Source organism: Acidovorax sp. JMULE5, from assembly GCF_013376875.1.
Lineage (GTDB): Bacteria > Pseudomonadota > Gammaproteobacteria > Burkholderiales > Burkholderiaceae_C > Acidovorax > Acidovorax facilis.
On record NZ_CP035951.1, the window covers coordinates 2,734,828 to 2,757,349 of the forward strand.

A 22,522-nucleotide genomic window follows, 5' to 3' on the forward strand; every position below is an offset into this window, starting at 1 on the left:
TCTCACTACTTGAGGAAACGTCCGATGAAAACAGCCCACGATCTCGTGGCCGCAGCGAAAGCCCAGGTCCATGAAGTCTCCATCGACCAAGCCGATGAAGCCATCCGACTAGCCGATGTTCTGATCGACGTGCGCGAGGCCGACGAGTACCAGGCAGGACACATACCCGGTGCCATCCACGCCTCGCGCGGCGTGCTGGAGTTCAAGCTCAGCAGCACGCCTGCACTCACCTCGCGCGATCTGAAGGTGGTGCTGTACTGCAAGACCAGCGGGAGGGCCGCCTTGGCGGCCTGCGCCATGCGCGACATGGGCTACCTGCAGGTGCAGTCCATCGCAGGCGGCTTTGACGCCTGGGCTGCAGCGGGCAAACCCGTGGCGTCCCCCGAGCCACCGTCTTTCGACTGATCCGGTGGTGCATCAGCCATGCGCCACCTCCTGTGCAAGAAAGGCCCCGCCCCCGGGGCCCATGCGTAACCAAAAGGAATTTTCATGAACTTCAATGTTGGAACCCTGGATCGCGTGCTGCGCATCGTGGCAGGCTTGGTGCTGATTGCCTTGGCTGCCACCAACACTGTGGGATGGTGGGGCTGGTTGGGCGTCGTCCCCTTGGCCACCGGTCTGTTCCGCTTCTGCCCCGCCTACACACTGCTGGGCATCAATACCTGCCCCCTGAAAAAGTAGCCAGACGCGGCAAACGCTGCGCGTGCGGTGCAGGCATTTCCCGTACGTGCAGCCCTGAGCACGTGTTTACGGTCTCGCCGGAGATCGTGAACAGACGCTTCGACAATTTGGCCCCCACACATCTCAAGCCGGTCCACCACCTCCGCACAACAGCGCTACCGAAGGGCTGACGCCCCGTGCAAGACCACCCGCACCACCACCGGCGGGTGGTCTGCATCACCTAGGCTCTGACTTACGCAGGCCAGTTCGACAGCTCCACGCTTTCCCGGCGTCGCAGGCCCGGGCACCAGAGTTTCTCCCCGTAAAACCCAGTGGGTGAAATACGCCCATGGGCCTCCAATCCCTGCATACCCCCTCCCTGCGAAGCGCTTCTTGGCGCAGCAGATCAATTGTTTCCAATACTGGAACAGTTAGTTTGCGACTGGGTAGTTTTTCTCTGAACAGCACCGGCGTACAGTTCAACCCATCGATGAGCCGAACCCGCAAGGCGACTCACCGAACCCGGTTTGAAGCAGTTTTCAGCATCCGCTTCTGGCGCTTTATTCCGGCTTTTTTTGAGACGCTTTTTATCCAAGGATTGCACCATGAACACGACTGCCCGTTTCCTCTCTATCGCCGCTGTTGCTGCTTTCGCCTCTTTCGGCGCCCACGCAGACGAAGCTGATGGCTCGCAATTTGCGCTCCAGTTCGACACCAACCGCACCCGTGCTGAAGTGCAAGCGGAAGCCGCCACGGTGGCCCAGACCCGCAGCCAAGAACCTGCTGGCTCGCGCGTGGTGACATACACCTCCACAGCTGACCGCGCGGCAGTGCGTGCCCAGGCAGCCGAAGCCCTGCGCACAGGCAAGATCCCCCACGGCGAGTTCAGCGCCATGTAATTGACGCAGTTGCGGGCCTTCCCATGGTGGCGGCACTTCGCGGGTGCTGCTGCCATGGGAAGTGTTTTCCTCACTGTCAGGCAAGCAAACTGGGCTCCCACTGGGAGCCCTTTTTGTTGCTACGCCTATGCCTCGGCAAGCAGCTGTCTCTCCCTGCGCGTTTTGCGCATCCGGCGCGGGGACCGAGGATGAAGGCGGTTCCCACGGGGCTTCCTTCTTCGCTCTTGCCCGCATCTCCGAATCGCAACTATTCTGATCGTAAACACCCGCCCAGCATCCATGCGGCCTAGCGAACTGCCTAGCCAAGTGGCCGCCAATTTAAAGTCGTCAACTCTTCCAATCGCGCTGCAACGACAAACCCCAGAATCCTTTAGGGGAGGTCGGCTCAAGCTGATTGCGGACATATGACGACCGCGAGCGAATGAGTACTATCGCCGCCAAAAGCAGCCGTTGGCGCTCCGCTTGAGCGAGGGCTAGGCTCCACCAAGCCTGCGCAGCCCTGACGGCGTTTGAATCTCGGCAACCAAAGCACATGTCGCGCCTCGGGCGACTGTGACGCTCGGTATTGAGGCTAGGCGAATGGCGGCAAAGAGTGCGAGAACTTCTTCCGGGGCTGGATGCTGTATTTGAAGTTCCCTGATCTGAAGTGGGCTTGCGGGCATCGTTGCGATAGGATTCGCGTCAACGGCCCGTTGAATCAATAGCGGCGCAGCCCCATCCAACGCGAGTGCGCCGTCGGGACGGAACGCCATCTGCCAAGTGTGGGACTCACGGTACATCGTCTCAACCTGACCAAGGGCAGGCACGGTCGCGGCAGCAATGTCATTTGTACTCGCCACCCAGGCGGCCAAACGAGGTGTACTGCCGTCCAGAATCTCGTCGATGCCAAACCAGCGAGCCCGCGAAACAGGCGCTGCGTCAGGGTTAGCAGCAATCACCTCTAGGTAAACTGAAGACCCCAGCGACAGCAGCAGGTTATGCGTAGCCATGCTCGGATGCTCTCTGCCCGGCCCCGGGGCTACGCCGAGAGCGGCCTCGACGTAGGCTGATCCCGCGACGAGGCTCGGTGCAACGATGGTGATGTGGTCGAGGCGCGACACCATGTGTTCTGTGAAGCCCAACGTCATTTGGACCGCAAAGCCAGCGGGATCAACTGGACGGTACGGGTTATGTTGGACTCTGACTACTCCAGGAGGTGGCTTGCGGTCAGAGTTTTCAAGACTGGCGCCCGTCTCAACTCCACTACCGCAAGAACTTTGCCTATAGGCTAGCACGCAGCAACGCCCAATTGAGCCGTGTTGCGACTTCGCATAAATCTTTCGGCGGTAGCAAACCCATCCTGCTCGATGGATGCACCTCGGCCGTTGATGTGCCTCGGATCTTCTCGGTAATACCGAACGAGAAAGGTGAACTTGCTTGGTTCGACTTGTGGATAATTTTCCTCAACGAAACTAGGTCCAAAGCGCTTAGGACCTAGCGCGAGCCACCCTCTTGTTCACTTAGGGGAGCTGTACCGTTACCGGGGCAGACTGTGGTCCCTCGTTACCCGCCGCATCCAAGACGCTGACTTGGTAGTAGTGGCTACCGAGCGGGGGCGTAACGTCCGTGTAACTCAAGCCGGTGACCGTTGCAATGACCACACCGTCGCGGTATATGCGGTAGCGCGTGGCGCTGTCTGCGATGAAGGCCTGCTTGACGGCCTGCATCTGCGGATTGCTGTTCGACTGCGGCAGGTAGCCATAGTTGATGGTCCACACCAGTGTGCCGCCCAGGCCCTGCTCGCGCACCCATTTGCCTTTCTCGGCGATGGAGCGCTCGTCTTCGAAGCTCAGGTAGGTAACCGGCGTGTTCGTGCCACGGTTCCAGGGTGGCGAGTAGGTCATGTAGCCTTGCTTGGCCACGTCGTCCCAGTGGTACGTGGCGCCCGCGCGGTTGAAGGCGTTGTCGTTCACCAGGCGCTGGTAGTTGTTCTCCCAGTCGCCGTTGTTCATCCAGCCTTGCATGCCGTCCATGCTCTGGCGCGGCCCCGTGACTGGACTGTTGTAGTACGCACCGTACAGGCCGATGCCGATACCTAGCTTGGAGCGCGCAATGCCCATGTCCAGATAGGCCTGAACCGTCGATTCGATCGAGGTCGGGTACAGATCGCCCGCACCGGACAGCGGCGAGTGGTGCCACGACTGCCATCCCCAGTCGCCGGCCATGCTGTAGGTCATCAGGTTGAAACGATCGACTGTGGCGGCCACCTCCGCGTGCCAGGGCGTGATGTCGGGGTCGTTCTTGTTGACCCAGAAGCCGGGCCAGCTCAGTTCCAGCGGCGCGTTCGGCGCCTGGTAGCGGGCACGCAGCGTCGAGGCGGCGCGCAGCTCGCGCAGCAGCGCCAAGGCCTGGGCGCGGGTAGCCGCAGTGTCGAGGTTCTCTTCCCAATCGATGTCCACGCCGTCGTAGTTCTTCTGGACGGCCTTGTCGAGGACGTTCTTGATGAAGCGTGCGCGCACCGTGGCATTGGCGGTGGCGGCAACAAAACCGGGCCCGTCGCTGTCTCCGCCCACCATCATCACCGCCTTGGCGCCCGCGGCGTGGGCCTTGGCGATCAGCGCGTCCTCCACGTTGGCCAGGTGGCCCGAGCCGGCGCCTTCGAGCAGATCGCCCGCCCGGCCACCGGGCAGTGAACCGAGCGCGGGCGCATAGCGGCCGAAGACGAAGTGCGTCATGGTGCCCATGTCCACGGCTTCGGGCGGGTACGTTTCCCAGAACCAACCCGCGTAGTAGCCGTTGACCCATTTGCCGCTCTGGGCGGCGGGGTTCCATCCCACGCTCACCCCGCCGCTGGTCCTGGCGGCCGTCACGCCGCCCACGGGTGGCAGCGGATTGGTGGCCTCCACGGCCACCTGGGTGGTGGCGGCCACGCTTTGGCCCGCGGTGTTGGTGCAGGTCAGCGTGTACGCCGCGTTCGCTGCGGGGCGCACCAGTTCGTTGCCCTCGGCCGCGCGCGGCCCACTCCAGCCGCCCGATGCCGTGCAAGTGGTCGCGTTGTGGGCCTGCCAGGCCAGTTGGGCGCTCTGGCCCGCCATGATGCGTGTGGGCGTGGCACTGAAACTGCCGATGGTGGGGGGCTGCTGTGTCTTGCGCACAGTCACCGTGGCCGATGCCGCCGTGGTGGAGCCAGCCGCGTTGCGACAGCTCAGGCCGTAGGTGGTGGTGACGGTGGGCCGCACGCTGGTGCCACCAGTGCCTGCCTGCTCTCCGCTCCAGCCTCCCGTGGCGGTACAGGCCGTGGCATTCTCTGTACTCCACGAGAGGATGCTGCTGTTGCCCGCCTCGATCAAGTCGGGCTGGGCCGTGAACGCCTGGATACGTGGAGGCTGGGGCGGTGGCGTGGTCGGTGCCGTGCCTTCAATGAAGAGCTGCGCGAGTCCTTCGCCGCCCGCCTCGAAGTACTCCATGCGCACCGTGTGGCGGCCTTCCGAGAGACGCACGGAGGCCGCGTCCATCGTGATGCCGTGCACGGTCCAGTTGTTGATGATGCGTTTGCCATCTACGAACACGCGCACACCGTCGTCGGTATACGTCGTGAACTTAGCTGCGCCCCCAGCGAATGGCAGACTTGCCGTCCAGCGCGCGGAGAAGCCGTCCACCGGCAACTTGGGGGCTGGGCTGTCGGTCATCCAGTAGTAGTCGATGGGACCACTCTCACAGCGCTCCAGCACGGCGTTACCTGCCAGCTTGGTGTTGGGAAAATACTCCGCCAGCCATTGGCCTGGGGCGCATTCCAGCGCGAAAGCCTGGGTGCAGGCCAGCAGCAGTGATGCAGCCAGGGCGCGTGTAGTCCAATGGGGAATTGTGAATTTTTTCATGTATTTTGCCATCCAGCGCTTTCAAGGAAAGCGCTGGATGCTCTCCTTTTGATAGTCAAACAACAAAGCGACGTGTGTGCAGACCGGCCAGCAGCATCAGCGCGGCGAGCAGCAGCACGCCCCATTCGCCCAATGTAGGGATGGCCTGCGCGCCGCCAACCACTGGCCTGGGCGCGGGCGCCACGCCACCAGTGGGCGGGGCCGACGCGCTGCCGCCAGCGTTGTTGGCAGTGACGGTGAAGGTGTAGGTGGTGCCGTTGGTAAGGCCCGACACCGTGCAGGTAGTGGCGGGCGCCTGTACGGTACAGCTCGCGCCGCCGGGCTGGGCGGTGACGGTGTAAGACGTGGGCGCGGTGCCGCCCACCGGTGCCTGCCACCGCACGGTGACTTGCGCGTCGCCGGGCATGGCATTGACGTTGGTCGGGGCGTTCGGCCCGCCTGCGGGCACCACCAGCATCGGCACTGAGTCGGACGCCATGCCATTGGCGAACAGCGTGGCCGTGTACGGGCCGGGGACTGTGGTCGGCGGCAGGGCGCGCGCGGTGAACCTGGCCGCTTCCGACGCCGAGGCTGGCAGCCACGCAACGGCGCCGTTGTCCACGCGCTGCAGGCGCAGCAGGGGCGCGGGAGTGGCGGACTGGCTGGTGCCGCCGCCGCTGGCTTCGCCGTCGCCGGTGAAGCGCTGCCCCAGCAGTTGCAGTGCCGCGCCAACTGCGAGCTGCGTGGGGTAGGACGTGATGCGCGGGCGACGCGCATCAGGCACGCCGATTTGGTGCCCATAAAGAAGCGCGGGTGCCGAGTTCGACTGCAGCCCACCCACCACCAGCACCTGCCCGTTGGCCAGCAGGGTTGCGGTGTGGCTGTTACGCGCCTGAGGCATGGGACCAGCCGTTTGCCACGTACCGGAACCGGGGTCATACACCTCAGTGGCGGCAACGCTTCCGCCGTTGTAGCCCCCCCCAGTGACGAACACCCGGCCATCGGCCAGCAGCGTAGCAGTATGCACATTGCGCGCCTGCTGCAGCGGGCCCGTGGCCTGCCAGGTGTTGGTGGCGGGGTTGTAGATTTCGGCACTAGCCAGGTAGCCTCCGGCGAAGGTGTGGCCCCCTGCTACCAGCACGCGCCCGTCGGCCAGCAGCGTGGCTGTGTGCTGGTTGCGGGCCTGCTGCAGGCTGGGGCCGGCCGTCCAGGTGCCGGTCGCGGGGTTGTAGAACTCCACAGTCGCGGTGCCTTGGCCGTTGGCGACGTTGCCGCCGGCCACGAGCACACGGCCATCGGCCAGAAGCGTTGCCGTGTGGCCGTGGCGGGAGTTCAGCATAGCGCCGGCCGACACCCACAGGTTGGCGCCGGGGCGGTAGATCTCGGCCATGCCAACGTTGGTGCTGAAGCCATTGCTGCCGCCGGCCACCAGCACGTCGCCGCCGGGCAGCAACGTAGCGGTGTGGTCATAGCGGCCCTGCAGCAGCGCGGGGGTAGTGGCCCACTGGTTGGCAGTGGGGTCGTACAGCTCGGCGCTGGCGAGAGCCTCCGAGCCGCCCGCCACCAGCACGCGGCCATCGGCCAGCAAGGTTTGCGTGTGGTAGCGGCGCGCGTCGGCCATCGGAGCTGCAGGCTGCCACAAGCCGGTGGCGATGCCATACCGCAGCGTGGTCGCGGAGGGGTTGGCCGAACCACCGCTGGCAACGATGCCCCCAGTGACGAGTACCAATCCATCCTGCAACGCGGTGGCTCGATGGTTCTGGCGCAGCGCGGGCAACGGGCCGGTGGTGGCTGCGTCCAGCGCATTTAGTTGCAGCCGCTCTGCACTCGCCACCGCACCGCTAGCACCCTCGCCACCTGCCACAAGCAGCTCGCCCGTATGCAGCAGCAGTGCGCTGTGCAGGCCGCGTGCCTGTGCCATCGGGGCATAGACACTGCTCAGACTGGTGGCGGGGTTGAAGATTTCCACTGCCGCTGTGGGCGTTCCGCTGGCGTCGTCTGATGCGCCACCCGCAAGCAGCACGCGGCCGTCGGGCAGCAGCGCGGCGCTGTGCTGCGTGCGCGCCACGTGCAGCGAGGTGGCGGGCGTCCAGGTGTTGGTGGCCACGTCGTACAGCAGCGTGTCGCCCAGCGCGCCGTCCGCATTGTTGCCGCCTGCCACGAACACGCGGCCGTCAGGCAGCAGCGTGGCGGTGTGGTTCATGCGCCGCGCGGGTAGGGGGGCGGCGTTGGTCCAGGTGCCAGTGGCAGGGTCCCAAAGGGCAGCTGCGTTGGTGGGGCTTTCTCCGTTATCCATGCCGCCCACCACCAACACACGTCCGTCGCGCAACAGTGTGGCCGTGTGCTGGCGCGCGCCCATCCCTGGCATGGCGCCGGTGCTGTCCCAGGTGCGGGTGGCGGGGTCGTAGATTTCGGCGGACTTCGGCCCCTCTTGGCCCGCAGTACCCCGACCGCCGGCGACGAGCACGCGGCCGTCTTGTAGCAGCGTGGCCGTGTGCTGGCTGCGGCGCAGCGACATGGTGGTGTCGGTGGCGGTGAACGCGCCGCTCTGCGGGTCGAAGGTGGCGGCTTCTCGCACCGAAGCTGCGTTGCCGCCTTCGCCGCCCGCGATCAGCACCGTGCCGTCACGCAGCGGCGTGGCCGTGTGGCCCGCACGCGGGCCCGGCAGGGCGGGGCCGCCAACCCAACGACCCGTGGCCGTGTCGTAGAGCTGCGTGCTGGCCAGCACGCCGCTGCCGCGCCCCCCTGCGAGGAGCACGCGGCCATCGGCCAGTTGCGTGGAGGTGTGCTGGTAGCGCGCGCCGGTATAGCTGCCGGCAGCCTGCCAGCCCGCGCCGTGCGCAGTGCTGGCAACGCCCAGGCACAGCGCGGCGGCGTGCAGTACGCGACGGGCCGTAACGGCCCATGCGGGGGTGGTCATTGGGGGATCTCCAGAGAGCAAACAGAATCCCGCGATTCTTGGAACGCCCGTGCTTTCTGGCTATCGGTCACCTGACCGATATGTGTGCGTTAGTTGGCACAACGTTGCAAATTTGGTTCGGGGTATTCCCAGAGGAATAGCGCGCGTTGCGGCAGTCCCGCACAATCAGCGCCGCTAAAAAGGAAAAACCCTTGCATCACGCACTGACCGATCTGCTGGGCGCCGTGGCCGACGATGAGCGCTGGGGTGAGGCGCTACACAGCTATGCCATCAGCCTGGGCGCCGACCAGATAGGCTGGTTCGTCCTTGCCAGTGGGCCAGAGCAACTGGCGCAGTGGGGGCCGCGCTTTGCCGAACACCCCGACCCGCGATACTGGTTGCACGCGCCCTCCGCAGAGGGCGCGCCTGCGTTGGTAGGCAGGGGAGTGACGGCCGAGGCCACGCTGCGCTACGCCGCGCTGTATCGCGAGCAGGACCCACTGTGGGATGCCGCCATGTCGGGCTACACCCAAGCTGGCCCCGGCGGCATTTCGGTGGTTACAGATGCACCAGCCCCTGCGGCACAACGCTTTCGGCAGACGGCGTTCTACAACGATTTCCTGCGCCCGCACGGCATCGGCACACGTATGTTTGGCGGCGGGTGGAACGCGCGGCACCCCGGGGGCCACCTGTTCGCGTCGGTCTATCGCCTCAGGGACGACGATGGCTTCACGGCCGAACAGATGCGGCGCTTTCATGCTGAGTTCGGAGCGTTGCAGCACGCCGCCTTCTTGCACCGCGAGATGCTGTCATTGCGTACGCGCACACAGGGACTGGAGGAGCTAATGGAACGCCTGCCCATGGGCATGTTGTTCTTTGACGTAGGCGGGCGACTGCTGCACGCTAACGCCCGCGCGCGGCGCCTCGCCGTGAACCCCGGGCATGGAAGCCTGCGCAAGCTGCTCACGGGCATCGCAAACGTTCGGCAGACAGATGCGGCGCTGGGCGCGCTGTTCGCGCAGTCCATGCGCGGCAAAAGTGGCTGCGCCGAGCTGCCGGGCGGACTGCTGCTGGTCTCGCTGGCTGTGGGCGATCTGGCCGCGCTGGGCTTGAACCACGCGGCCCCTGGAGTGGCCTGGGTTCTGATGGAGAGAACGCTGGACGCGGCCGCCGCCGTCGCCCTGGTGAGCCAGGCCTACCGCTTGAGCCCGGCCGAAGGCGCCCTGCTGCTGGCGTTGATGCGCGGTCGGACTCCGCAGGACTTTGCCGACGCGCGCGGCGTGCGTATCCGCACAGTACGCACGCAGATGAGCACCCTTCTGCTCAAGACCCGCACCCAGCGCCAGCAGGATCTGGTGGCTCTGAGCGCGAGGCTGATGCTACTGGCGCCGGGACAAGCGGCCGATGCTATGGTGGCAGGCGGTGCGCAAAGGTAGCTTCTTGGTACGCCTAGCAGCCCACGTACCAGAGGCCAGTGGGATGAATGCCTGGATTTGACGACTATCTCCATCCATGCGGGGTGCGAGCCGACGCTTTAACGCGAAAACGTATACTTTGAGCCAGGGATTGGCGAGGCAGCCTCCAGGCGCCCCCTTCTCCCTTGGGGGTGGAGTCAGGTACGTTGGAAATGGCCCAGATCATCTCGATCGCTATTGTCCGAGGCTGCAAAATTGATGCCTGAGTGCTTTCTAAGCGCAGTGTGTTGATTTCCAGACCATGCGTCGTCAACTCGCTCGTCAGGTCTTGATGCCTCGGAGCGGTCTGACTCTCACTCACCGGACATTGCCTTGCCGGCGAGCTTCCGAAGGCTTCGAGGCGCCGCCACCGGAGTCACTGCGCCAAGCGGCGGCAAAGCATGCCCCCCCACGGCTTGTGCCGACACGGGCGCAACGATGTCGGCGAGCGTCATGCTGTCGAGCTCCCTGAAGTAGGCACTCAGCGCGGTGTTGAACACCCCCTTCAAGCGGCAGGTCGGTGACAACGTGCACTGGTTAGAGTCGGGGTCGAAACACTCGACCAGCCGGAAATCAGTTTCAGAGGCGCGCACCACATCACCGATGCGCAGCCCGGTCGGGTCCTTCAGCAACCGCAGACCGCCGCCCCGCCCGCGCGTGGTGGCCAGTACACCCTGCCTCGCCAGGTCGTTGACGATCTTCATCAAATGGTTTCTGGACACCCCGTGGTGCTGGGCAAGCTCGCTGATGGTCACCAGCTGCTGCGGGCGGGCCGCGCAGTACATCAGAACGCGCAGTGTGTAGTCGGTGTACTCAGCAAGTCGCATGGATGCCCTTAAAGATTCATCTAATATATTCTTTTAAAGCCGCTTTAGTTATAAGATTCATTTCACATACCTCTTACAAGGTTTTTGCAGGGTCCAGCCGACCTGCATTGCCCAGCCATCATGTCCAGCCCGCCCTTGCACGCTTCGCCCATCGAGCCCACCGCAGCGCCACAGCTTTCGGGCTGGCCGCTGCTGAGACTGGGATTCAGGCCCTTCTACCTAGGGGCTGCGGCGTTTGCGCTGCTATCGATTCCGCTGTGGGTGACCATGTACCTGGGGCAATGGAATCTGGCTCTGGCACTGCCGCCGCTGCTGTGGCATGCGCACGAGATGCTGTTCGGCTTTGCGGTCGCAGTGATCCTTGGGTTTCTGCTGACCGCCGTGAAGGCCTGGACGGAGCTGACCACCCCAAGGGACGCGGCTTTGGGCGCGCTGGCGCTGCTGTGGCTCGCGGCACGGGCGGCTGCGGTGACCGGCCCCTACGCGCTGTATGCCGTGCTGGACCTGGCGCTGCTGCCGCTGGTGGCAGCGGTGCTCACGCGCCTGCTGCTGCGCGCGCGCAACCGGCGCAACCTGCCGCTGGCGGCCATGCTGATGCTCCTCGCGCTGGCCAACGGCTTCTTCCACCTGGGGGCGGCTGGCGTGCTGGAAATGTCCCCGATGACGCCCTTGTACGCAGCACTCGCCCTGATCGTGATGATCGAGTGCGTGATCGCGGGCCGCGTGATTCCCGCCTTCACCATGAGCGCCACCCCTGGCCTGAAACTGCAGGTGCGCGCAATGGTGGAGCGCGCAGCGCTGGCGCTGACCGCGCTGGCCCTGGTGCTGTGGGTCTTCGCCCCCGCCACGGCAGGCTGGGGCATGGCGGCTGGCGTGGTCTTGTCGCTCGCCGCGGTGGTCCAGGCCGGACGGATGCTGCAGTGGCAGCCTGCCATCACCCGGCGCCGCCCGATCCTGTGGATCCTGCACCTTTCGTACGCGTGGATTCCCATCGGTCTGGCCCTGCTCGCCGCTGCCCGCTTAGGCGCGATCAGCAGTTCCGCCGGCGTGCATGCGCTGGCGGTGGGCGCCACCGCCGGTCTCATCATCGGAATGATCACCCGCACCGCCCGCGGGCACACCGGGCGTGCGCTGCAGGTGTCCCGCCCCGAGACGGTGGCCTATGCGCTGGTGATGCTGGCGGCAGCCGTCCGCGTGGCGCTGCCACTGGCCCTGCCCACGTGGCTGCCCCTGGCCCTGGTGTTGTCTGCAGCCGGCTGGTCGGTGGCGCTTGCGATCTACCTCTACATCTACACACCCTGGCTGCTCCAGACGCGCTCGGACGGCAAGGACGGCTGAGGCGCATCTTCCTGCCGCCCACCTTTTCCCTCAACTGCTTTCTTTTTCAACCACGCAAGGACCTTTCATGACATCCACCACCGCCTCTTCCCCCACCGTGGATCTGCGCACCATTGCTCCACAACAACGCCACTCGCTGGTATTCACCACCTTCATGGCGCTGCCGCCCGGTGCGGCCATAGAACTCATCAACGACCACAACCCGCTGCCGCTGCGCGGGCAGTTCGACAGCGGCCTCTACGGCGCCTTCCAATGGACTGCGCTGGAAAGCGGCCCCGAACAATGGCGTGTCGAGATCGCCAAACCCGCGAGCAGCAAGCCCGTGCACGGCGTGGACTCCTGCTGCGGGTCCTGCGGCGGCTGAGCGGGAGCCATTGCCATGACCTTCGTGGTCACCGAAGCCTGCATCAGCTGCAAATACACGGATTGCGTCGACGTTTGCCCGGTGGACGCATTTCGCGAAGGGCCGAACTTTCTGGTGATCGACCCGAACGAGTGCATCGACTGCGCGGTCTGCGTGCCGGAATGCCCGGTTGCCGCCATCTATGCCGAAGAAGACGTGCCCGCCGACCAGCGCGACTTCACGCCGCTCAACGCCGAACTGGCCCGGCAGTGGAAGCCCATCACCCGCACCAAGCCCGCGCTGCCCGATGCCGACGCGTGGAGCAAGGTTCAGGACAAGCGCGAAGAGCTCAAACGGTAACGGTAGAAAACTTCACCCCGGCGCACGCGGCCCACGCGGCCGCTGCGCTGGGTGCGGAAGGCGAAATGAGAGGAATGGACGGAAAGAGCGATGCTGCGAGCGTTCCGCCCCGCTCACCGTTTCACCCTTTTACATGCCCAGCGACAGCATCGCGGCTTCGGACATCCTGGACCGGTCCCAGGGCGGATCGAACACAAAATCCAAATCCACCTGTGTCACGCGGGGCAAGGCCAGCAGCTTCTCGTGGATCTCTTCGACCAGCAGGTCCCCCATGCCGCAGCCGGGCGCCGTCAGGGTCATTTCGATCGACACCCTGAAATCACCCGTGCCATCTATCGGCAGCACGTCGCACGCATAGACCAGGCCGAGCTCCACGATGTCCACCGGAATCTCCGGGTCGTAGCAGGTCTTGAGCGCCTGCCATACCTGCGCCCGCACACCTTCGGGCCCCTCCGCCTGCTCCAGCACCGGAGCCGTCGGCACCGGCTTGCCGATGGCGTCGGCGTCCGCACCGGCCAGGCGCATCAGCTGGCCTTCGACCAACAAGGTGAACGATGCGCCCAGCGCCTGGGTGATCTGCACCAGCGTACCCGCGGTCAGTTCGGCCGGGGTTCCATCGGGTACGCAAACCACCTCGACATCGCGGCGGACGATCACCCGTTCGCGGCGCGCGCTCATGGCGTGACCTCCAGCGCGGAGTTGTCGCTCTTGGCCTCGGCGGCCAAAGCGTGCATCAGGGCATGCCAGCCCAGCAGGGCGCACTTGATGCGGCCGGGGTAGTGGCGAACGCCCGCCAGGCTGACCAGCTTGCCCAGGGGCGCCTCTTCGGACACCATCTGGCCCGTGAGCACGGCCCGAAAGCGCGCCTGCAAGGCCTGCGCTAGCGCCACCTCCTGCCCCAGCACCGCTTCGGTCATCATCGACGCCGACGCAATGCAGATCGCGCAGCCCTGGCCATTGAAGCGGATGTCGCTCACGCGCCCGTTGTCAACCACCAGGGCCACCTGCAGGTCGTCCCCGCATTGCGGGTTCTGGCCGCGCGCCTGGTGGGTCGGCGCGGCCAGAGTGCCGAAGTGGCGCGGCGCGCGCTTGTGGTCCATCACCACGTCCTGGTAGAGGTCGAGTTCGGCGGCAGTTTCTGAAGTCATTGCAGCACCTTGAGGGCATGTGCCACGCCAGCGAGCAGGCGCTCCACCTCGGCGTGTGTGTTGTAGAGCGCGAACGATGCGCGCGTGGTGGGCCCCACGCCCAGGTGTTCGAGCAACGGCTGGGCACAGTGGTGGCCGGTGCGCACGGCGATGCCGCGCTGGTCCAGCAAGGTGCCGATGTCGTGCGGGTGCACGCGGTCGGCAACGAACGAGACGATGGCCGATACGCGGCTGTGGGCGGACAGCACCGTGACGCGGGGCATCGCGGCCAGACCCGCCACCGCGTGTTCTCGCAGCGCGTTCAGGTGGGCGTCGATGCGATCACGCCCGACCCCGTCGATGAAGCCTGCCGCAGCGGCCATGCCGATCGCGCCTGCCACGTTGGGGGTGCCGCCTTCCAGCCGCGCTGGCAGTTCGGCAAAGCTGGCCTCGGTGGCGCTGACCCAGGCCACCATGTCACCACCGTAGCGCAAGGGCTCCAGGCGTTCCAGCGCAACGCGCCGGCCCACCAGCGCGCCAGTGCCCATGGGGCCGTACATCTTGTGGCCCGAGAAGGCCATGAAGTCGCAGGCCAGCGAAGACAGCGCGGGCGCAGCGTGGGCCATGGCCTGTGCTGCGTCGAGCACGGTCAGCGCGCCCGCGTCGGCGGCCAACTGGAGCAAGTCCTCGTAGGGCGGCCGCTCGCCGGTGGCATTGGCACAGGCGGTGAGCGCCAGCACGCGGGTGCGGGCGTTGAGCAGGGGGCGCAGATCCGCGGCGTGCAGCCGCCCCTGGGCATCGGGCTGCAGCACGCGTAGCACTGCCCCGGTGCGCCGCGCCACCTGCTGCCAGGGCACGAGGTTGGCATGGTGTTCCAGGCCGCTGACCACGATCTCGTCGCCTGCCTGCAACCAGGCCGGGTGCATGCCGCTGGTGGAGAGCCCATGGGCCACCATGTTCAGCGCATCGGTGGTGCCCGAGGTGAACACCAGCTCGTGGTCTGCGCCCGCTCCGACAAAGCGCTTGAGCGAGCTGCGCGCGTGCTCGAACGCATCCGTGGCGCGCTGGCTCAGCGCATGCACGCCACGGTGGATGTTGGCCCGGTCATGCTGCTCGAAGGCGCGCATCGCCTCCTGCACCGGCATGGCCATCTGGGTGGTGGCCGCGTTGTCGAGGTAAGCCAGCTCCGCACCGTAGATGCGCTGCGCGAGCACCGGGAACTGCGCACGCACAGCATCGGGCTCCAAAGGATCGATCAAAAACGCGTCACCCATGTGCGGCCTCCGGCTGGGTCATGGAGGCGGCAGGGTCGCCGCCCAGGTGCTGGGCCACCGCCTGGCGCAGCAGCGCCGTGAGGTCCAGCGAGTCGATCAACGGGGGATCACCCAACGCCCGCGCGAACAAGGCGGTGGCCATGCCTTCGATGATCAGTCCGCGCGCACTGCGTTCGTCCAGCCCCCGCTGGCGCGCATAGAACAGCGCGTCCTCCGGCAAGGCGCCCCAGGTGGCGCCGTGGGCCGCCTGCACTTGGTCATGGTGGATCTCCAGGTGCGGGCGCAGTACCAGCCTGGGCTGGCCGCTGGTGGGCACACCCGTCAGCCGCTGCCGCACCTCAGCGTCGGCGGCATGGGGAGCAATGCGGGTGTGGGCGTTGACCACCGCGCGCGCCGCGCCGCTGGCCAGCGCCAGCGTCTCGATGGTGCTGTGGGTGCGCTCGCCGGTGTGTAGCATGCGCACCTGTTGTTCCACATTGGCGGTGGCCGCCAGTAGCAGGCCCGCACTGTGGGCCTGGGCACGGTCGCCCGTCAGCTCAACCTCCTGGCGTTGCAGGTGGTAGCGGCCTCCCGTGGCGATCAGGCCCTGCTCGTAGCGCGCGCCCTGCCCCAACTCAAGCTGCAGGTGGTGGGCGACTTGGTCGGCAGCCCCGGGGCGCACGCTGCGCAGGTGCTGCAGCGTGGCGCCCGCGGCCAGGCGGATGTGGGCGTGCAGGTTCTGCACCACCGGCTGTTCGCAGGCCACCTGTTCACGGTGATGGGTTTCCACCAGCACGCAGTGCACTCCCTCCTGCACATCGATCACCAGCATCGGCGCTTCGACCGCGCTGCGTGGCTGGTGCCTCAGCTGTATCCACACCGTCTCGGCCGAACCGCGCTGGCTGGCCGGTTCCCCGCCGATGCGCAGCCGCAAACCGCGGCGGCACAACGCGCGGTGCACCCAGGCGAACGGTGCGGCATCCTGCTGGGCAGTGTCGCCCCGGCCGCCTGCATTGTCCGTGCCGGTCGGCAGGCGCAACCCGGCGAACAACTCCTGGCGCTGGGCCGGGTCGGCGGCGTCGAGCCAACGGGCGTCCACACAGCCTTGCGGCCTACCGCCCAGCAGGTGCAGCGTCCAGCCGGCGCAGTTCAGCGGAGGGGCATCGCAGCTAGCCGATGCGGCTTCGGGTGCCTCGCCCAGCCAGACGGCGACCGGGGGCGGCGGCAGGTGGCGAAACGCATCAGCGTTGCGGGGGATCCAGCCCGAGTCTTCCAATCGGTGGCGGGCGGCCAGGATATCGGCGCGTGCGGTGTCCATGCTCAGACCTCCAGTACGTCGGCCGCGCGCGCGAACCCGGTCCGCTCGATCTGGCGGGCCAGTTCCAGATCGCCGGTCTCGGCGATGCAGCCCTGGTCCAACCGCAGCACCGCGTCGGGCTGCAACAACTCGATCAGGTGCAGGTAATGCGACACCACCACGAACGCCGTGCCCTGGGCACGCAGCGACTGCACCAGCTCCACCACCGCGCGCGTGCCATCCACGTCCATGCCCGAGTCGATCTCGTCCAGCAGCGCCAGGCGCGGGCGCAGCAGGGCCAGCTGCAGCAGTTCGTTGCGCTTGCGCTCGCCGCCCGAAAAGCCGTCGTTGACGGGGCGCGCCAGCATCGCCTCGGGCAGGCCCAGGCGGGTGGCCGTGACCCGCGCATCGCCCAGGAAGTCGAAAGCGTCGAGCGGTGCCTCGCCACGCGCCTCGCGCACGGCATTGAGGGCCGTGCGGATGAACAGGTTGTTCTTCACGCCCGGGATCTCGGGCGGCGCCTGGAACGACACAAACAGCCCGGCGCGGGCACGCGCCTCGGGGCTCAGGGCCAGCAGGTCCTGGCCGGCAAACCGGGCCTGGCCGCCCACCACGCTGTAGCGCGGATGCCCGGCCAGCGTCAGGCCCAGGGTGCTCTTGCCGCTGCCGTTGGCGCCCATGAGCACCACCAGCGCTCCGGCCGGGACATCGAGCGAGATTGACTTCAACACGTGGCGACCGCCAACGTCAACGCGCAGATCGCGCACCTGCAACAGGGGTTCGGCATGGGTCATGGAGGCTCTTTTCTGTGGAATCGGGTGGGTGGGCTCAGCCGACAGCGCCTTCGAGCGAGACAGCTAGCAGCGCCTTCGCTTCGAGCGCGAACTCCATCGGCAGCTCGTCGAGCACCGACTGGCAAAAGCCGCCAACGATGAGGGCGGTGGCGTCCTGCGGGTGGATGCCGCGCTGCTGGCAATAGAACAGGCGTTCTTCGGAGATACGGGTGGTGGTGGCTTCGTGTTCCACCATGGCGTCGTCGCGCGCGGCCTCGATGTAGGGGAAGGTGTGGGCCCCGCAGTCGGGGCCGATGAGCAGCGAGTCGCACTGCGTGTGGTTGTGGGCGCCGGCCGCAGTGGGCGCCACGCGCACCAGGCCGCGGTAGCTGTTCTGCGCGTGCCCTGCGCTGATGCCCTTGGACACGATGCGGCTCTTGGTGTCGCGGCCCAGATGAATCATCTTGGTGCCGGTGTCTGCCTGTTGGAAGTGGTTGCTCACGGCAATCGAATGGAACTCGCCGCGCGAATCGTCGCCGCGCAGCACCACGCTGGGGTACTTCCAGGTGATGGCCGAACCGGTCTCGATCTGCGTCCAGGCAATGTGCGAGCGCCGGCCCGCACAGAGGCCCCGCTTGGTGACGAAGTTGTAGATGCCGCCACGGCCCTGCTCGTCGCCGGGGTACCAGTTCTGCACCGTCGAATACTTGATGTGGGCGTCGTCGTGGGCAACGAGCTCAACCACCGCCGCATGCAGCTGGTGTTCGTCGCGCTGCGGCGCGGTGCAGCCTTCGAGGTAGCTCACATGACTGCCTTCCTCGGCAATGATCAGCGTGCGCTCGAACTGCCCGGTGTTGGCCGCGTTGATGCGAAAGTACGACGAAAGCTCCATCGGGCAGCGCACGCCCTTGGGGATGTAAACGAAGGAGCCGTCGGAAAACACCGCCGAATTCAGCGCCGCATAGAAGTTGTCGCCCGGGGGCACCACGGTGCCCAGGTAGCGCTCGACCAGCGCGGGGTGGTGTTGCACCGCATGCGAGAACGAGCAGAAGATCACGCCGACTTCGGCCAACTGCTCACGGAAAGTGGTGCCGACGGACACCGAGTCGAACACCGCGTCGACCGCCACCCCGGCCAAGCGTGCCCGCTCGTGCAGCGGCACGCCGAGTTTTTCGTAGGTTTCCAGCAGCTTGGGGTCCACCTCGGCCAGGCTCTTGAGGCCGTCCTTGTGCGACTTGGGCGCAGAGTAGTAGCTCAGCGCCCGAAAGTCCACCGGCTCGATCCGAAGCTGGCCCCATTGCGGATGCGCCATGGAATGCCAGTGCTCCAGCGCTGCGAGACGCCATTGCAGCAGGAAATCCGGCTCCCGCTTGCGGCGCGAGATGGCACGCACCGTGTCAGCGTCCAGCCCCGGCGGCAGCGAATCGCTTTCCACATCGGTCGTGAACCCGTGTCGGTAGGACTGCTGCAACGCCCTGGTCAGCGGCGGTGCTTGTTCAACGACTGTCATGGCGGGGCTCCTTCGGCGATGGGTTGAGACTTCGATACGCGACTGACACTATTTAGGCTATTGAGCCTTAAAGATTCATATTATATGCCTCTTTAATTCATTAAATAGGATTGGATCCCCTGTGGCGGAAGGGGGAAGAGTGATTTGACGGTCAGCAGGCCAGATCCGCCAGGCAACCTACGATGCACTCGCATGGATCCAATTTCAGCAAAGCCTCGGTAGGTCAGGTTTGCGTGGAAATCAATAGCCCGTCAATGCCCGGTTCCGCCTCCATTTCCAAAGTCCAGTTCTCGCAGCAGCTTCGCTGCTTCCGCCTCCAGCCGGGTAGCGGGGCGCGCCCGCGGTATCGCGAGTACCAGCTGATTGCGGATTGCGGGGGGAGCGATAGGCACAGCCTGGATCTCGTCGGGCCGACGACTTAGAAGCAGCGAACTGTCGGGCAGGATTGAGCACGCGAGTCCTTGCAGCGCTCTAGAGACCGACTCCCGATTTCGAGGCCAGCCCGATGTAGTCGACTCTCAGATGTGGAGGAGGTTCATGTCTGGGGTCCCGTCTATGTGCGCTGCCGTACGGACTGAGAGACGGTGATTGGCCAGTATGCAAGGCCATCGCGCCTTTCTCATCCTTGAGAAGGAGTCATTGCAACTGCTGAGGTACTTCTCATGACTGCGTTCCGAAGTTTCAAGGTATTCAGCCAAATTGTGCTCGGGTTGATGGTCGCCGGTGTAGCGTATGCGGGCACCATCAGCGTCATCTACTGGACAGGCATCAGTGTCTGACGCGGGTACTGAAATATGAATAAGCGCCAGGCACGCTACTTCGCGATCGGTTCCACGCTCGTGGCCACCGTGATTTTTCTCGGACTGACTGTTGATAGTCACCGTCAGTTTCCGAAGCTGACAAATTCGCAGAACATCACCCCGCAGGTCACTCTGGGTAAGGATGTCTGGCACAAGAACAACTGCATCAACTGCCACACAATTTTTGGTGAAGGCGCGTACTACGCACCTGACCTCACCAAGATCGCGCAGCAGCGAGGTGCTCCCTACCTTCGGGCCTTCCTGAAAGATCCCTCAAAGTTCTACGACGAAGAGCGTCACCGCAGACTGATGCCGAAGCAGGACCTGAGTGACGCCGATATTGAAGGTCTGATCGCTTTTCTGGACTGGGTTAGTCGGGTCGACAACCAAGATTGGCCGCCGCGGCCTATCACCGTCACCGGGTCTGGCACGGGGACCGGAAACGCGATATCTCCAGCAACTGTTGCGGTGGTCTCCAGTCCTACGGCAGCGTTGACAGTGGCAGCGCCTGATGCCGACAAGAACCCCGTGGCTTTGGGAGAACGTGTCTTCAGAGCTGCTGTGCCTGCGTGCACTGCCTGCCACTCAATTGTGGCGGGAGTCAACATGGCGGGACCTTCTCTGGCAGGTATAGCCACGCGCACTCAGCAGGCCCTCGCGTCTCCCTCTTACAAGGGAAAAGCCACTGACGTGGAGTCTTTCATTCGTGAATCGATTACTCAGCCCAGTGCGACCTTGGTTGCTGGCGCTATGTATTCGGCCGATGGGGTGTCGTTCATGCCCACCACCTACGGAAAAGATCTGACCCCCGAACAGATCGCTCACCTCGCTGCGTACCTAGCGACCTTCAAGTAACGGGCCCCTGGAACGACAACCACACAGGCAGCGGTCCACCGCAGCCCTTTCTGCAGGAGTTTTTTCATGCGCTACAGGTCTCAATCGGTCGCTTACTGGTATTTCGCCGTGGCCATGGTGTTGTTCGGGCTGCAATTGGTGTTCGGGCTGCTGTCAGCCGCCAAGTACGTCGGCCCCGATCCACTGCTGAACATCCTGCCGTTTGATGTGACCAAAGTCATTCACACCAACCTACTGATTGTGTGGGTGTTGACCGGTTTCATGGGCGCCACCTACTGGATGGTGCCCGACGAATCACGCACCGAGCTCTACAGCACCAAGCTGGCGTATGTGCAGTTGGTCCTGTGGACTCTGATGGGCGTAACTGCGGTGGTTGGGTATCTGTTTCGATATGGCACAGGCAATAAGCTGTTGGAGCAGCCGCTTCCCCACAAGATCGTAATCGTCATCTGCATGTTGATTTTTCTCTACAACATCGGCATGACCATCTGGCGTTCTAAACGCTTCACCACTACCGAAGGTGTTCTCATCCTTGGCTTGGGCCTAGCCGCGTTGCTATACCTGCCTGCGCTTCTGCACTATGAGAACTACACCGTTTCCATTTACTACCGCTGGTGGACCATTCACTTGTGGGTAGAGGGCGTGTGGGTAATGATCCAAGGCGGGTTCCTGGCCTATTTGCTAATCCGTTTGTCCGGGGCCGACCGAGAGGTGATGGAGAAGTGGCTGTATGTGATCGTGGGATTGGTCTTCATCGCCGGCATCCTGGGCACGGCACATCACTACTACTGGGTAGGGGTTCCGGCTTATTGGTTGCCAATTGGGGGGGTCTTCAGCGCACTAGAGCCGGCGGCGCTGGTGGGAATGGCCATGTTCGCGTATTCCGCCATGCGCAGAGCTGGCTTCTCTCACCCCAATACGTTGGCACTGCACTGGACCATTGGCAGCGCTCTGTTCACCCTGTTCGGTGCTGGTCTTTTGGGTCTGGCTCACACGTTTCCAGACGTCAACAAATGGACACATGGCACCCTGATAACCGCAATGCATGGGCACGCAGCTTTCTATGGTGCTTACGCCATGATCGTGCTTGCAATGATTACCTACGCGCTGCCCGCGATGACCGGTCGCAGCGAGCAAGGTAGCAGCCTTGGCTACTGGGCGTTTTGGATGCAGTTGAGCGGCATGTTCGGGATGACCCTGTCTTTTGCAACTGCCGGCATTGCGCAGGTTTACCTGGAGCGCATCATGGGCATGGGCTATCTCGACGCGCAGCTGAAGATTCAGGTGCATTTCGTCATGCTGATCGCCACCGGCTCGCTGTTTGCCATCGGAGTGGGTTTGTTCATCTATGATTTCTTCCGCCGTGCGCCTCGTTTCGAAATCGACGAGGAAGCCATTGCAGTGCGCACTCCCAACGCTAGCGCGAGCCTGTCAACCTCGTGATTGCCCCTCTGACCGCTCCGCCGCGCCATTCGATAGGCAGTCTTGACGGTGTAGCGCCGCCTCCCACAGGAGAGCCGTATTACCTGTCTTCGGGCACCGAAGTCGCCATCTTCGAGCACTGCCACGCTCTCCAGCTGGCAGTGATGCTCAAAGGCCCCACGGGGTGCGGAAAAACTCGGTTTGTCGAGCATATGGCCTGGAAGCTGCAGCGACCGTTGATCACGATCTCTTGCCACGATGACCTGAGTGCCAGTGATCTCATCGGGCGTTTTCTGATACACCACGATGGAACGGTCTGGCAAGATGGACCACTCACCCGCGCCGTGCGCGAGGGTGGAATCTGCTATCTGGATGAAGTGGTAGAAGCCAGGCAAGACACCATGGTGGTACTGCACTCACTGACCGATCACCGACGTATTCTGCCGATTGATAAAACTGGTGAAACGCTGGTAGCAGCACTGGAATTTCAGCTTGTAGTCTCTTACAACCCGGGATACCAGCGCATGCTCAAGGACCTCAAACCAAGCACGCGACAGCGTTTTGTAGCGCTTGACTTCGATTTCCCACCGGCAGCGCGCGAAGCCGCGATCATCCAACGCGAGGCAGGGATAGACCATGCTACGGGAATGGCCCTGGTGCTGCTTGGACAGCGCTTGCGCGCACTGCGCGACCGGGGGTTGGCAGAGGTTCCCAGCACTCGCTTGTTGATCGCAGCTGCCGCGCTGGTCGTTAGTGGTATACCGATGCGGCAGGCCTGCCTCAGTGCGGTGGTTTCGCCGTTATCAGATGACGAAGCGCTAGTGGGCGCTATGCGCGACTTGGTAGACGCCACTTTCGTTTGACCGAGG

The 22,522-nt window shown here is 64.6% G+C and carries 20 protein-coding genes; 10 read left to right on the forward strand and 10 right to left on the reverse strand.

The features are described from left to right. Positions 1 to 24 precede the first annotated feature (24 nt). From EXV95_RS12270 to EXV95_RS12280, 3 genes are all read left to right on the forward strand, one after another. Positions 25 to 405 (forward strand): rhodanese-like domain-containing protein, encoded by a 381-nt coding sequence (locus EXV95_RS12270; protein ID WP_176887059.1) that lies wholly within the window; start codon positions 25 to 27, stop codon positions 403 to 405. Positions 406 to 489: 84 nt separating this feature from the next. Continuing rightward, positions 490 to 681, forward strand: coding sequence for a DUF2892 domain-containing protein (locus tag EXV95_RS12275; protein ID WP_176887060.1), 192 nt, complete (start codon positions 490 to 492; stop codon positions 679 to 681). 584 nt (positions 682 to 1,265) lie between these two features. Continuing rightward, positions 1,266 to 1,559 (forward strand): DUF4148 domain-containing protein, encoded by a 294-nt coding sequence (locus EXV95_RS12280; RefSeq protein ID WP_121508544.1) that lies wholly within the window; start codon positions 1,266 to 1,268, stop codon positions 1,557 to 1,559. A gap of 473 nt (positions 1,560 to 2,032) precedes the next feature. Here the strand turns inward: EXV95_RS12280 and EXV95_RS12285 are convergent, their stop codons facing one another. The 3 genes from EXV95_RS12285 to EXV95_RS12295 all read right to left on the reverse strand — a co-directional run bounded on the left by EXV95_RS12285 (position 2,033) and on the right by EXV95_RS12295 (position 8,315). Beyond that, on the reverse strand, positions 2,033 to 2,686 hold the full coding sequence (locus EXV95_RS12285; protein WP_370460072.1) for a VOC family protein: 654 nt from the start codon (positions 2,684 to 2,686) through the stop codon (positions 2,033 to 2,035). A 372-nt stretch (positions 2,687 to 3,058) separates the two neighbouring features. After that, a complete protein-coding gene (locus EXV95_RS12290; RefSeq protein ID WP_176887062.1) occupies positions 3,059 to 5,416 on the reverse strand; it encodes a glycosyl hydrolase family 18 protein in 2,358 nt (785 codons plus the stop codon). Between the two features lie 55 nt (positions 5,417 to 5,471). Continuing rightward, positions 5,472 to 8,315: an IPTL-CTERM sorting domain-containing protein gene (locus EXV95_RS12295; protein ID WP_176887063.1), complete on the reverse strand. Its 2,844-nt coding sequence runs from the start codon at positions 8,313 to 8,315 to the stop codon at positions 5,472 to 5,474. Between the two features lie 191 nt (positions 8,316 to 8,506). Here EXV95_RS12295 and EXV95_RS12300 point away from each other — a divergent pair, with 191 nt between their 5' ends. After that, the gene (locus EXV95_RS12300) at positions 8,507 to 9,730 is read left to right on the forward strand and encodes a helix-turn-helix transcriptional regulator (protein WP_255484725.1); all 1,224 of its coding nucleotides are present in this window, start codon (positions 8,507 to 8,509) and stop codon (positions 9,728 to 9,730) included. A 332-nt stretch (positions 9,731 to 10,062) separates the two neighbouring features. Here EXV95_RS12300 and EXV95_RS12305 read toward each other — a convergent pair whose 3' ends face one another. Continuing rightward, entirely contained in the window at positions 10,063 to 10,575 is a 513-nt protein-coding gene (locus EXV95_RS12305) for an Rrf2 family transcriptional regulator (RefSeq protein WP_055396506.1), read from the reverse strand. Between the two features lie 120 nt (positions 10,576 to 10,695). Here EXV95_RS12305 and EXV95_RS12310 point away from each other — a divergent pair, with 120 nt between their 5' ends. From EXV95_RS12310 to fdxA, 3 genes are all read left to right on the forward strand, one after another. Further along, complete coding sequence (locus tag EXV95_RS12310; protein WP_176887064.1) at positions 10,696 to 11,913, forward strand: NnrS family protein; 1,218 nt, start codon at positions 10,696 to 10,698, stop codon at positions 11,911 to 11,913. A gap of 67 nt (positions 11,914 to 11,980) precedes the next feature. After that, on the forward strand, positions 11,981 to 12,277 hold the full coding sequence (locus EXV95_RS12315; protein WP_176887065.1) for a DUF2249 domain-containing protein: 297 nt from the start codon (positions 11,981 to 11,983) through the stop codon (positions 12,275 to 12,277). A 15-nt stretch (positions 12,278 to 12,292) separates the two neighbouring features. Then, a complete protein-coding gene (fdxA, locus tag EXV95_RS12320; RefSeq protein WP_055396500.1) occupies positions 12,293 to 12,616 on the forward strand; it encodes a ferredoxin FdxA in 324 nt (107 codons plus the stop codon). 129 nt (positions 12,617 to 12,745) lie between these two features. Here fdxA and sufT read toward each other — a convergent pair whose 3' ends face one another. The 6 genes from sufT to sufB are packed head-to-tail and all read right to left on the reverse strand — an operon-like array spanning position 12,746 to position 18,576. Further along, positions 12,746 to 13,294 (reverse strand): putative Fe-S cluster assembly protein SufT, encoded by a 549-nt coding sequence (gene sufT / locus EXV95_RS12325; protein ID WP_176887066.1) that lies wholly within the window; start codon positions 13,292 to 13,294, stop codon positions 12,746 to 12,748. Then, complete coding sequence (gene sufU, locus EXV95_RS12330) at positions 13,291 to 13,764, reverse strand: Fe-S cluster assembly sulfur transfer protein SufU (RefSeq protein ID WP_055396496.1); 474 nt, start codon at positions 13,762 to 13,764, stop codon at positions 13,291 to 13,293. Before sufU ends, sufT begins: the two co-directional genes overlap by 4 nt. Further along, positions 13,761 to 15,017, reverse strand: a complete 1,257-nt coding sequence (locus EXV95_RS12335) for an aminotransferase class V-fold PLP-dependent enzyme (protein WP_176887067.1) — start codon at positions 15,015 to 15,017, stop codon at positions 13,761 to 13,763. Before EXV95_RS12335 ends, sufU begins: the two co-directional genes overlap by 4 nt. Further along, on the reverse strand, positions 15,010 to 16,314 hold the full coding sequence (locus EXV95_RS12340; protein WP_176887068.1) for a SufD family Fe-S cluster assembly protein: 1,305 nt from the start codon (positions 16,312 to 16,314) through the stop codon (positions 15,010 to 15,012). The genes EXV95_RS12335 and EXV95_RS12340 overlap by 8 nt, the downstream gene beginning before the upstream one ends. 2 nt (positions 16,315 to 16,316) lie before the next feature. Then, positions 16,317 to 17,087 (reverse strand): Fe-S cluster assembly ATPase SufC, encoded by a 771-nt coding sequence (sufC, locus tag EXV95_RS12345; RefSeq protein ID WP_176887069.1) that lies wholly within the window; start codon positions 17,085 to 17,087, stop codon positions 16,317 to 16,319. A 34-nt stretch (positions 17,088 to 17,121) separates the two neighbouring features. Next, on the reverse strand, positions 17,122 to 18,576 hold the full coding sequence (gene sufB, locus EXV95_RS12350) for a Fe-S cluster assembly protein SufB (protein ID WP_176887070.1): 1,455 nt from the start codon (positions 18,574 to 18,576) through the stop codon (positions 17,122 to 17,124). Between the two features lie 794 nt (positions 18,577 to 19,370). On the opposite strand from sufB, the gene EXV95_RS12355 reads away from it, so the two are divergent. The 3 genes from EXV95_RS12355 to EXV95_RS12365 all read left to right on the forward strand — a co-directional run bounded on the left by EXV95_RS12355 (position 19,371) and on the right by EXV95_RS12365 (position 22,516). Then, the gene (locus tag EXV95_RS12355) at positions 19,371 to 20,231 is read left to right on the forward strand and encodes a c-type cytochrome (RefSeq protein WP_176887071.1); all 861 of its coding nucleotides are present in this window, start codon (positions 19,371 to 19,373) and stop codon (positions 20,229 to 20,231) included. A gap of 66 nt (positions 20,232 to 20,297) precedes the next feature. After that, positions 20,298 to 21,674, forward strand: coding sequence for a cbb3-type cytochrome c oxidase subunit I (locus EXV95_RS12360; protein WP_176887072.1), 1,377 nt, complete (start codon positions 20,298 to 20,300; stop codon positions 21,672 to 21,674). Positions 21,675 to 21,706: 32 nt separating this feature from the next. Further along, positions 21,707 to 22,516, forward strand: a complete 810-nt coding sequence (locus EXV95_RS12365; protein ID WP_218135502.1) for a CbbQ/NirQ/NorQ/GpvN family protein — start codon at positions 21,707 to 21,709, stop codon at positions 22,514 to 22,516. The last annotated feature ends 6 nt before the right edge of the window (positions 22,517 to 22,522 follow it).

Excerpts from the sequence above, each read along its gene's own strand:
- EXV95_RS12270 (WP_176887059.1), top strand. The coding sequence starts at position 25 with ATGAAAACAGCCCACGATCTCGTGGCCGCAGCGAAAGCCCAGGTCCAT.
- EXV95_RS12275 (WP_176887060.1), top strand. The coding sequence starts at position 490 with ATGAACTTCAATGTTGGAACCCTGGATCGCGTGCTGCGCATCGTGGCA.
- EXV95_RS12280 (WP_121508544.1), top strand. The coding sequence starts at position 1,266 with ATGAACACGACTGCCCGTTTCCTCTCTATCGCCGCTGTTGCTGCTTTC.
- EXV95_RS12285 (WP_370460072.1), bottom strand. The coding sequence starts at position 2,686 with ATGACGTTGGGCTTCACAGAACACATGGTGTCGCGCCTCGACCACATC.
- EXV95_RS12290 (WP_176887062.1), bottom strand. The coding sequence starts at position 5,416 with ATGAAAAAATTCACAATTCCCCATTGGACTACACGCGCCCTGGCTGCA.
- EXV95_RS12295 (WP_176887063.1), bottom strand. The coding sequence starts at position 8,315 with ATGACCACCCCCGCATGGGCCGTTACGGCCCGTCGCGTACTGCACGCC.
- EXV95_RS12305 (WP_055396506.1), bottom strand. The coding sequence starts at position 10,575 with ATGCGACTTGCTGAGTACACCGACTACACACTGCGCGTTCTGATGTAC.
- EXV95_RS12310 (WP_176887064.1), top strand. The coding sequence starts at position 10,696 with ATGTCCAGCCCGCCCTTGCACGCTTCGCCCATCGAGCCCACCGCAGCG.
- EXV95_RS12315 (WP_176887065.1), top strand. The coding sequence starts at position 11,981 with ATGACATCCACCACCGCCTCTTCCCCCACCGTGGATCTGCGCACCATT.
- fdxA (WP_055396500.1), top strand. The coding sequence starts at position 12,293 with ATGACCTTCGTGGTCACCGAAGCCTGCATCAGCTGCAAATACACGGAT.
- sufT (WP_176887066.1), bottom strand. The coding sequence starts at position 13,294 with ATGAGCGCGCGCCGCGAACGGGTGATCGTCCGCCGCGATGTCGAGGTG.
- sufU (WP_055396496.1), bottom strand. The coding sequence starts at position 13,764 with ATGACTTCAGAAACTGCCGCCGAACTCGACCTCTACCAGGACGTGGTG.
- EXV95_RS12335 (WP_176887067.1), bottom strand. The coding sequence starts at position 15,017 with ATGGGTGACGCGTTTTTGATCGATCCTTTGGAGCCCGATGCTGTGCGT.
- EXV95_RS12340 (WP_176887068.1), bottom strand. The coding sequence starts at position 16,314 with ATGGACACCGCACGCGCCGATATCCTGGCCGCCCGCCACCGATTGGAA.
- sufC (WP_176887069.1), bottom strand. The coding sequence starts at position 17,087 with ATGACCCATGCCGAACCCCTGTTGCAGGTGCGCGATCTGCGCGTTGAC.
- sufB (WP_176887070.1), bottom strand. The coding sequence starts at position 18,576 with ATGACAGTCGTTGAACAAGCACCGCCGCTGACCAGGGCGTTGCAGCAG.
- EXV95_RS12355 (WP_176887071.1), top strand. The coding sequence starts at position 19,371 with ATGAATAAGCGCCAGGCACGCTACTTCGCGATCGGTTCCACGCTCGTG.
- EXV95_RS12360 (WP_176887072.1), top strand. The coding sequence starts at position 20,298 with ATGCGCTACAGGTCTCAATCGGTCGCTTACTGGTATTTCGCCGTGGCC.